Here is a 10,162-nt window from a genome sequence, read left to right as displayed (position 1 = left end):
GAGTGGACGATTCAAGATGTTCGACGCTTTGGAGCGGCTTCGCCGCAGGTGAGTGGTACTCGTAGCAGGGGTCGGGCGGATTCGAGCGGTGGTTGCAACGTGCCTGATCATTAGGGATGTTTGCGATGGTTCACCCGGGTTTCTCACATCAGGTTCGGATGACGTTCTGGTCACTGCGTAGCAGTGGCGTGACGATCAAGGACGCTGCCCTCGCAGTCGGTATCAGCGAGGGCAGCGGCTGGAACTGGGTGTACGAACGTGGTGGTGTGCGTCCACGCTCGACACCGGAGCCGACGGGCCGTTTCCTCTCGCTGGAGGAACGCGAGTTCATCGCCGACGGTGTCCGGGACGGCTGGACGATGACCGCGATCGCGACATGCCTGGGGCGAGCGGTGTCGACGATCAGTCGAGAACTCAAGCGGCACAAGTACTTCCGTGGACAGTACAAGCCGCATCAGGCCGAGCGTGATGCCCGAAAGGCAGCCAAACGCCCGAAGAAGGGCAAGCTCGAGCTCACGCCGTTGCTGCGCGATCGGGTGCAGGCGCTGCTCGAGTTGGACTACTCGCCCGAGCAGATCTCGGCGACACTGAGGAAGGAATTTCCTCACTCGCCGGAGATGCATGTGTCGCACGAAACGATCTACCAGACCCTTTACGTTCAGAGCAAAGGTGGCCTGACCAAGGAGCTGACCAGGCATCTTCGGACGGGCCGGCCGGTGCGTCTCGCGCACCGGCGCACCACCGAACGGCGATCGAAAATCCGCGGGATGATCAACATCTCCGAACGGCCCGCCGAGGTCGCCGACCGCAACGTTCCCGGCCATTGGGAGGGTGATCTGATCATCGGCACCAAGGGCGGGTCGGCGATCGGGACACTGGTCGAGCGGACGTCACGGTTGGTGATGCTGCTGCATCTGCCCATCGATCATTCGGCGGCGTCGGTGGCCGAGGCGATGACGAAGAAGATCGCGGAACTGCCTGCGGCACTGATGCGTTCGATCACCTGGGATCAAGGCGGGGAGATGGCCAAGCATGCCGAGATCACCGTCGCCACAGGGGTGCAGATCTACTTCTGTGATCCGCACTCCCCGTGGCAGCGGGGCACCAACGAGAACACCAACGGTCTGCTCCGTCAGTACTTCAAGAAGGGCACCGACTTGTCGGTGCACGGTCCCGAACGGCTCGACGAGGTCGCCGCTTTACTGAACAACCGCCCCAGAAAGACCCTGGGATGGGATACTCCACTCGAGGAGTACAACAAACGACTGCTCGTTGCGACGACCACGTGAACCCGTCNACGAGAACGGGATCTTCGGTGCCGTCGCCGCTTTACTGAACAACCGCCCCAGAAAGACCCTGGGATGGGATACTCCACTCGAGGAGTACAACAAACGACTGCTCGTTGCGACGACCACGTGAACCCGTCACGAGTTTCCACTCACGACGAGCGAAGCTCGGCCTTGACGAGATAGACGTTGTAGCTGTCCCACTCCGAGACGGTGAAGTACAGCTCGTTCGCCGTCGACCACGGATGAATGAAGCCGCCGTAGGTCTTGGGGTACTCGGCGGTATCGATCAGGGTGCTCGGGGCGGTCCACTCGCCCTGCGGTGAATTTGCTTCGCGCAGAACGATATCGCCGCGTAACGGATCCAGATACGTCATCTGCCAGAGGCCTCGGGCGTCGTCGTGATGAACCGACAGTTCCCCGGCCATACCGCCGGCGATGGGGGTGGCCTCGTTCGATCCGACGGGAGCCCACGTGCCGTTCACCCAGTACTGGTAGGCGGTCTTGTTCAGCACGTCCGCTTTCGGGACGCGAGCGAGACCGACCTGTCCGGCGCGACCGTTGACGGTGCCGAACATGTACACGTACTCCCCCGCCGGGACCATTGTCGACACTTGGAACTTGGAGACGCCGAAGACGTTGTCCCACTTGGCATGCTCGTCCTTGACCCAGGTGGAACCGTTGTTGTCGGAATAGGCGATGCCGCCGTAGTTGGTCCACCACATGCCGGGGATCGTGCTCCAGCGCCGGATGGACATGTACGACATGTACTGCCGGTCGTCGATCGCGAACCCGGACGTGGGGATGACGGTGGTCTCCCAATTCTTGATCTTGCGCGAGGGCAGGAGTTCGGCTGCGTGACAACGGGAATCCTGCACCATCGAGTCCAGGGTCATACCGTCGGACAGATCGGTGTCGGTGCTGTGTCCCAGTACGTTCGACCGCCAATCCTCTCCGCCGACCACACCGAATTCCCAACCCCTGCCGAAGGAATCGCCGAATACGACGGCGACCTCGCCCGGTTTGCTCTCCCACATGATGCCGAGGTCGGTGCCGTCGACCTGCCAGCGCTTGTCGGTGCGGTTCTCCGATCCCGGTCCGGTCAGCTGCGAGACCACCTCGACGTGTCCGACGGCCGGTGCCACCGGCGGTACCGTCGTCGGCCCGGACTCCGCCGCGGTGACCGCGGGTGCCGGCGGCGGGGTTCCCGGAGTTCCACCGGGGCCGGGAATCGGGATGGGAAGGGTCTCGGGTTGCGGGTCGATCTCGATGCGAGGGAACGGCAGATGGTCTGCAGAGCCGGTGGTGGGCGACTCCGTGGCGTCGGTGAGGTCGGGGCAGGGGTCCGCGCACGGGTCGGTCGACGGTTCCGCCTGGACACGGGTGTTGTGCGGCGGCGGGTCGGGCACCGGCACGAGTTCGACCGACGGATACGGCACGGGTATCACCACACGATCCGGCAACGGCGGCAGTTGCGGCGGATTGCCGGGCCCGACGGGCTCTGGTGGGTAGTCCTTGGGGTCGAATCCGGTTTCTCCACAAAAATTCACCGGCGGCGGCGGGGCCGCGTACGCGGGGGGTGCGGCAAGAACGGCTGTACCTGCGGCAACCGCGATGATGCAGCCGAGCGACGTCGTGCGGCCATGCATGCGGTGCCCCCGTGTTGTCCGACGAAACCTAGCGGTCCGATACGGCAAGATACACCACGTCAGCGCGGTGCGCGCCTCGTGTTGAGTATCGCTGCGACGAAGCCGACGGCGTAGATCCCTGCTCCGACGAACACCAGCGCGTGCGCAGTGGGATCCTGGCTCAGCTCCGTGGCGTCGGGTCCGACGGCGAATGCGGCCGCGGCGAGGGCTCCGACGAACGCCACGTTGAACACGGTGTCCTGCAACGCGAAGACTCGTCCACGATGCGCGTCGTCGATCTCGATCTGCATGGCGGCGTCCCCACTGAGTTTGACGGTCTGCCCGGCGATGCCGAGGAGAAATGCTCCGAGCAGCAGACTGGTCTGGGTGAGGCCGGAGACGGCACCGACCTGAGCGGCGATGGCCAGGACGAGAGCGGTGGCGATGGTGCGGGTGCGGCCGAACCGCGGGACGGCGAACGGGGCGATGACGGCGGCGAGGAACATTCCGGTGGCCGTGGCTCCGACGGCAATGCCGAAGCCGGCGAGGCCGCCGGGCAGGGAACTCTGCGTGCTCTCCCGCAGCACCAGCACCATGATGAGGGTGTTGATGCCGAACACGATGCGGTGTGCCCCGATGCCGATCATCGCGGTGGTCACGCCCGGCGACCGCCACACCGCCAGGGCACCCGATTTCAGGCCGGCGGCAACATCTTTCAGCGGGTTGCCGGGCCGATCGTCCGTATCGGGACCGAGAGACCGCGGCGCGAACCGTCCGGCCGCAACAGCACCGACCACCGAGCCGGTCGCGGCCAGCCCCACGGCGACACCCGAACCGAGATCCCCCGCTCCGACGGCACCGATCACTGCGACCGCCAGTCCCGCACCGGCCGCCGCGAAACCGGAGCCGACGGTGGCCAGCACCGAGTTCATCGGCACCAGCCACGATTGCCTCACCACATGCGGCAAGGATGCCGACGCGCCCGCCAGGACGAACCGACTGAGCCCCACGGTGGCCAGAGCCAACAGCAGCAGCGGCGTGGCGTCGACCCCGGCACACAGAAGCCCGGCGGTAGCGGTGATGAGAACGATGCGAACGATATTGGCCCACAACAGAACCGATCGACGATCCCAGCGGTCCAACAGCGCACCTGCGAACGGGCCCACCAACGAGTAGGGCACGAGCAGAACAGCGAAACCGGCGGCGACCTCGGCGGGGTTGGTGGCGCGTTCGGGATTGAACAGGATGGCACCGCTCAATGCGGCTTGGAACAATCCATCACCGAACTGGCCGGCGAAACGAACGGTGGTGAGCTTGCCGACGCCCGGGGACTCACGTAGGCGGGTACGAAAGGAGGCGTCGTTCACCGACGGGACTCTATCCCGCGTCGGTCACACCGATACGGCGGGCTTGTCTGCCTTCCACCACGCGATCGTCGCGGCTGTGCCGTCGGCGAGCGGGGTGGGCTCGAGGCCGAGAACGCGCTCGCTGTGGCTCGAATCGAGGATGTAGGGGTAGCGGAACTGGTACAGGGTGTCCCCCAGCTCTTTCATCGGACCGGAAACGAGCCCCAGTGCTCGCATGACCCAAGCCGGTACGGCACCGATCTTCGGGGTCGGCAAGTGCGCTGCAGCGGAGTACATCTCGATCATCTCCCGCTGAGTCACCGCGGGGGCGGTCGGTGCATGCAGGACGGTGTTCCACGTGGACGGTCGTGCGGCCGCGACGATCATCGCGGCTGCGAAATCCGGCACGTACGTGAAGGAATGGGGTAGGTTCGCGGCCCCGATCACCCGAATGGTCTTACCGGCGAGCACATTGGCGACCACACGTTCTCCCATGTGCGAGACGAGCACCCGTGGGCCGTAGAAGTCGGATGCCGCGATGCTGACGGTGGGGGTCGAGTGAGCGTCGCGTGCGGCCAGGAGTTCGGTGCGCACACCCAGCTTGCGGAACGTGGCATTTCTGGGCGAGTCCTCGCGGATGGGCCCGTCGACCCGGCCGTAGGCGTAGAGACTCTCGGGGAACACGACGACCGTGCCCGCGGCCGCGTCGAGCACACGTCGTTCCATCGCCTCGAGCTTGTCGCGCCACACCTTGTTCTCGTAGGCGGCGTGGGTGCAGTGATAGATGGCGGTTGCTCCGTCGACGTGCGCTCGGAGGTCGTCGGACTCGATGTCGACCGATCGCCGTTCGATGTTCGGATGCTGTGGCCCGCTGCCGGATCGAGTCAGGATCCGCACCGTATGTCCCTGTGCAGCAAGCTGTTCGGCGATCGTCCAGCCGACGGGTCCGGCACCGGTGACGACGTGAAGTTCTGACATGGCTACTCCGTTTCGGTAAACGAGAGCGGTGCTCTCTGATGTGTCGAGTGTGCACCTCTGCTCGGAGAAAAGCAAGAGCAGTGCTCTCGGAAAAGAGCGGCAGTTACAGTAGCGAGCATGGCGAGCACTCCGCGTACCCGAGCCCGCGCCCAGACTCTGAGCGACATCACCCGCATCGGACGCGAGCACCTGGCCGCAGACGGTGCTGCTGCCCTGTCGCTTCGCGCGGTCGCCCGAGATCTGGGCGTCGTCTCCTCGGCGGTCTATCGCTACGTCTCGAGCCGGGACGAACTACTGACGTTGCTCGTCGTCGATGCGTATTCCGAGTTGGGCGACGAGGTCGACGCGGCCGTCGACGCCGCGGACGGCCCTGCCGACCAATTCCGGGCGTTGAGCCGGGCGGTGCGTCGATGGGGACTGCGAGAGCCGGCCCGGTACGCGCTGCTCTTCGGCAGCCCCGTACCCGGCTACCACGCGCCCGCCGAACAGACCACCGGCCCGGGGACCCGGGTGATCACCACATTGGTAGCAGTCCTGCAGTCGGCCTGGGATATCCGTCGCCCGGACATCGAATCGGCACCCACCGAGTTGGCTTCGCTGCACGCAAGTTTCGAGGACATCCGCGCCCAGATGGACATGGACCTGCCCGACGAGCTCATCGCATTGGGCGTGATGGTGTGGGCGTCACTGTTCGGTGCGATCAACTTCGACGTGTTCGATCAGTACGGCGCGACGACGTTTGCCGACCGGGACGCGTTGTTCGAGTTCCAGTTGGGGATTCTGACGAAGATTGCCGGGCTCGAGTAGGACCGAGGACTGGCCGTCGTGCTTGTGCCACATCCGGCGGTGTGCGGTGCCACAATGGCTGATGTGGCAGCGCATGCGGAGGAACCCGAGGACCGGACGGCGTCGGCACTGCACGATGTTCGTCCCGGCAGTCTGCTGGTGTCGTCCATCGAACTCGTGGAGCCCACGTTTCGGCGCACCGTCATCTACATCATCGAACACAACGACGCGGGCAGTCTCGGCGTCGTGATCAATCGCCCCAGTGAGACCGCGGTGCAGAACGTGCTGCCCGATTGGTCCGAGCTCGCCGCAAAGCCGCGGGCCCTGTACGTCGGTGGTCCGGTCAAGCGTGATTCGGCACTGTGTCTGGCCACGCTGCGCACCGGTGCGTCGATCGACGGGGTCGCCGGTCTGCGTCGAGTCGACGGCCGGGTGGTGATGGTCGATCTGGATTCCGACCCCGCAGACATCGCGCCGTACGTGGAGGGTGTGCGCATCTTCGCCGGGTACTCGGGGTGGACGTTCGGGCAGCTCGAAGGTGAACTGGACCGAGAAGACTGGATCGTGTTGTCGGCCTTGGCTTCCGATGTGATCGGTCCGCCGCGCGTCGACCTGTGGGCGCAGGTTCTGCGTCGTCAGCCGATGCCGTTGGCGCTGTTGGCATCCCACCCGATCGACGTCGAACGGAATTAGTGCCTACGGCAGTGGTGTGGTTGAGTGCCGCCCAGGGCACCTAACCGCACCACTGCCGCAGGCACTAGTGCGAAAAAGCCCGCGCGGTCGAGTGTCCGCCCGATTTCAGACCGTCGATCACCTCGTCGATGGCGATGCACAGCATGCGGCCGAGGTCTGCGCTGAAGCCCTCGCGGACGACGATTCTGAGTACGGCGACGTCGGTGGCGTTGTCGGGCATCGTGTACGCCGGCACCTGCCAGCCGCGGGCACGCAGTTCGTGGGACACGTCGAACACGGTGAACTCGCAGTGCTCCTTCAGCATGAACGACAGGACCGGGATGGCCGATCCGTCGGTGATCACGTCGATATCGGGATGTTGCGCGAGGTGTTTGCTGACGCGAATTGCGGTGTCGCGCAGTGCTTTCATGATGTCGGTGTAGCCGGACCGGCCCAGGCGCAGAAAATTGTAGTACTGGCCGATGACCTGATTGCCCGGCCTCGAGAAGTTCAGCGTGAAGGTGGGCATGTCGCCGCCGAGGTAGTTCACGCGGAACACGAGATCCTCGGGCAAGTCTTCCTTGGTCCGCCAGATGGCGAATCCGATTCCCGGATAGGTCAATCCGTACTTGTGTCCGCTGGCGTTGATGGACTTGACCCGAGGCAGACGGAAGTCCCATTCGAGCTCCGGGTACAAGAACGGTACGACGAAACCACCGCTGGCCGCGTCGACGTGAACCGGTACGTCGGGTCCACCGCCGCCGGCGATCTCGTCGAGGACGGCGCAGATTTCCTGTACCGGTTCGAGTTCACCGGTGAACGTGGTGCCGAGAATCGCCACGACGCCGATGGTGTTCTCGTCCACCGCGTCCCGAACCTGTTCCGGGGTGATGACGTAGCGACCGCGCTCGACGGGCAGGTACTTGGGTTCGACGTCGAAGTAGCGACAGAATTTCTCCCACACCACCTGGACATTGCTGCCCAACACCAGGTTCGGGGTTCCTGTCCCGGCGCCCTTCGCCCGCCAGCGCCACTTGAGCGCCAACCCCGCCAGCATGACTGCTTCACTGGAGCCGATGGTGGACACGCCGGTGGCCGACGACGGGTCCTCGCGGTCGAGGCCGGGTGCGTGGAACAGGTCCGCGACGATGTTGACGCAGCGTTCTTCGATGGCCGCGGTGGACGGGTACTCGTCCTTGTCGATCATGTTCTTGTCGAACGTTTCCGCCATCAGCTTTTCGGCCTGCGGATCCATCCAGGTGGTGACGAACGTCGCCAGGTTGAGGCGTGAGCTGCCGTCGAGCATCAGTTCGTCGTGGATGTAGCGGTAGGCGGCGTCGGGGTCGAGTTGATTCTCGGGGAGTCGCAGTGCGGGTACAGGATCGGTGGCGAGCCGGCCGGTGTAGGCGGCAGAGACGACGCCGTCCGTGTGCAGTTTCCTGGGCATTGTCTTCTCCGATTTCTCGACTGACACCAACCTAGTCCGCGACGACCGCCGCCGGGCTCGGTTCCGGTCGACGCGCGAAATGCTGAGCGATGACGGTGCACACCATCAGTTGGATCTGATGGAACAGCAACAGCGGCAGGACGATCAACCCGATGGGTTGGCCGACGAACAGCACGGCGGCCATCGGCAGTCCGCTCGCCAGGCTCTTCTTGGATCCGCAGAACAGCAGCACCAGACGATCCTCGAGCGAGAAACCGAACCACTTGCCTGCGTACCAGGTGATCGTCAGAACGAGGGCGAGCAGCAGGATGCACACGGCGACGACGATGCCGATGCGCCACAGGGCGACCGAGGACCACACGTGTTGATTCATCGATGCGCTGAAGGCGGAAAAGACGACCAGCAGAATCGATCCCCGGTCGACGAGCTTCGTCGACGCGCTGTGGCGGGTCAGCCAGCCCGTCACCCAGGGTCGGAGCAACTGACCGACGGCGAACGGGAGCAGCAGCTGCGCAACGATGTCGAGGATCGAGCTGGGATCTATGCTCGCCGAACCCGTGGTGGTCATCAGCGCGAGCACCAGCAGCGGGGTGACGAACACGCCGAGGATGTTGGAGAACGACGCGCTCACCACGGCACCGGCCACGTTGCCTCGGGCGATGGAGGTGAAGGCGATCGAGGATTGGACGGTCGAGGGCACCAGGCAGAGGAACAGCACTCCGGTGTAGAGGTCCTCGCTGAGCAGACTCGGTTCGAGGACCCTCAGGGCCAGGCCGAGCGCGGGGAACAGCAGGTACGTCGACGCCAGGATCACCGAGTGCAAGCGCCAGTGTTTGACGCCTTCCCAGGCGTCACGTGGGGACAGTCGCGCGCCGTAGATGAGAAACAGCAGCCCGATGGCGACGCGTGTCACCCAGCCGAGAACGTCCTCGGCGGTTCCCGACGCGGGGAAGATGCTCGCCAGCGCGGCGACCGCGAAGATGCTCAGCAGGAAGGGATCCAGGACGGTGTCCCGCAACGCTTTCACTCGGCCACTCAGTCCGCAGTGGTGGTGCGGGCACGGTCGGTGAGGGTGTTGAGCGTTCCCGCGATCGTGTCGGCGGCTGCGGTTCCGATGGTCAGTCGATCACCGTTGGCGAAGGTGACGAATGCCGCCGGCCCGGCTTCGGTGGCGACGGCGTAGTTGCCGCGGCCCTTCGCTCGAAGACCCCACCCGCCGAAGTCCTTGGCCGGGTTCACCGTCCGCACCGAGGCACCGGTGATCTCGGCGATGTCGTAGTCGAATGCCGCCATTCCCAGGCTCGAGACGTAGAGACCGTCGCTGTCGATGTGCACGGTGAATCGCAGTAGGGACAGGATCAGGATGGTCAGCGGAACGAACAGAAAGATCGGCCACGGCGAATTCGAGAGGTAGCACGTCACGCCGGCTCCGGCCGCAGACAGCGCGATCACCGTGACTGCGGCGACGCGGCTGGCTCCGACGGGAACCACCAGCGGCAGTTCGAGGCCGCACCGAGGTAGGTCGGTGTGCAGGGGTGCGGTGGCGACGACGCGTTCGCGGTGATCCCGCAGGCGTGTCGCTCCGAACAGTCCGATTGCGAACCCGGCAACGGTACCGACGGCGATGGCCCAGCCGGGAATGGTGACGCTCTGCTCGGTGGGTAGGTCGAGTTCGCGTGCGAGGGTCGCGATCTCCAGCACTCCGATCGTCCCGACGACGGTGAGCCCGATGATCAGCATCGTCCGACGCATGATCAGCAGCACTCGGGCCAGGGCGGCCACCGCGCTCACACCGCCGCCGACCAACACGATGACGATGGCGACGGTCCAGGCGTTGGCGAGCGGATTGGAGAAGTCGTCCGGCTGGGTTCCGCTGAAGTGAGTCGCCACCTGGTCCGGCAGGCGACCCTCCCACAGGTAGGCCAGGACGAGGCAGAGAGCGGCAACCGCGAGCGGGAGGACGACGCCGAAGACGACTCCGGCCGGATCGAAGGTGCGCAGACTCTTCTGTTTCATGCG

Annotated in this window: 9 protein-coding genes; 3 read left to right on the top strand and 6 right to left on the bottom strand. The window is 65.0% G+C overall.

Translation table 11 applies throughout. From position 1 onward, the window contains the following. The first annotated feature begins 125 nt into the window (after nucleotides 1-125). On the top strand, nucleotides 126-1,289 hold the full coding sequence (locus ASH04_RS22755) for an IS30 family transposase (protein ID WP_442971212.1): 1,164 nt from the start codon (nucleotides 126-128) through the stop codon (nucleotides 1,287-1,289). 149 nt (nucleotides 1,290-1,438) lie between these two features. Here ASH04_RS22755 and ASH04_RS22750 read toward each other — a convergent pair whose 3' ends face one another. Genes ASH04_RS22750 through ASH04_RS22740 form a run of 3 tightly spaced genes read right to left on the bottom strand, consistent with a single transcriptional unit; the run spans nucleotide 1,439 to nucleotide 5,238 of the window. After that, complete coding sequence (locus ASH04_RS22750; RefSeq protein ID WP_057474599.1) at nucleotides 1,439-2,935, bottom strand: DUF4185 domain-containing protein; 1,497 nt, start codon at nucleotides 2,933-2,935, stop codon at nucleotides 1,439-1,441. A 59-nt stretch (nucleotides 2,936-2,994) separates the two neighbouring features. Next, complete coding sequence (locus ASH04_RS22745; protein WP_057474598.1) at nucleotides 2,995-4,281, bottom strand: MFS transporter; 1,287 nt, start codon at nucleotides 4,279-4,281, stop codon at nucleotides 2,995-2,997. Nucleotides 4,282-4,305: 24 nt separating this feature from the next. After that, nucleotides 4,306-5,238: an NAD-dependent epimerase/dehydratase family protein gene (locus tag ASH04_RS22740; protein WP_057474597.1), complete on the bottom strand. Its 933-nt coding sequence runs from the start codon at nucleotides 5,236-5,238 to the stop codon at nucleotides 4,306-4,308. A 117-nt stretch (nucleotides 5,239-5,355) separates the two neighbouring features. Here ASH04_RS22740 and ASH04_RS22735 point away from each other — a divergent pair, with 117 nt between their 5' ends. After that, complete coding sequence (locus ASH04_RS22735; RefSeq protein WP_057474596.1) at nucleotides 5,356-6,045, top strand: TetR/AcrR family transcriptional regulator; 690 nt, start codon at nucleotides 5,356-5,358, stop codon at nucleotides 6,043-6,045. A gap of 54 nt (nucleotides 6,046-6,099) precedes the next feature. Beyond that, nucleotides 6,100-6,717, top strand: coding sequence for a YqgE/AlgH family protein (locus ASH04_RS22730; RefSeq protein WP_032371389.1), 618 nt, complete (start codon nucleotides 6,100-6,102; stop codon nucleotides 6,715-6,717). Nucleotides 6,718-6,781: 64 nt separating this feature from the next. Here the strand turns inward: ASH04_RS22730 and ASH04_RS22725 are convergent, their stop codons facing one another. The 3 genes from ASH04_RS22725 to ASH04_RS22715 are packed head-to-tail and all read right to left on the bottom strand — an operon-like array spanning nucleotide 6,782 to nucleotide 10,159. After that, entirely contained in the window at nucleotides 6,782-8,143 is a 1,362-nt protein-coding gene (locus tag ASH04_RS22725; protein ID WP_057474595.1) for a glutamate decarboxylase, read from the bottom strand. 31 nt (nucleotides 8,144-8,174) lie between these two features. Continuing rightward, nucleotides 8,175-9,170 carry a bile acid:sodium symporter family protein gene (locus ASH04_RS22720; RefSeq protein WP_027495024.1) on the bottom strand — a complete coding sequence of 332 codons (996 nt, stop codon included), beginning with the start codon at nucleotides 9,168-9,170 and terminating at the stop codon, nucleotides 8,175-8,177. A gap of 8 nt (nucleotides 9,171-9,178) precedes the next feature. Next, a complete protein-coding gene (locus ASH04_RS22715; protein ID WP_032385234.1) occupies nucleotides 9,179-10,159 on the bottom strand; it encodes a DUF1648 domain-containing protein in 981 nt (326 codons plus the stop codon). Nucleotides 10,160-10,162 lie beyond the last annotated feature (3 nt).

Source organism: Rhodococcus sp. Leaf233, assembly GCF_001426165.1.
Lineage (GTDB): Bacteria > Actinomycetota > Actinomycetes > Mycobacteriales > Mycobacteriaceae > Rhodococcoides > Rhodococcoides fascians.
Note: the sequence above shows the minus strand (reverse complement) of the source record. Positions and strands in the feature narration are given on the sequence as shown.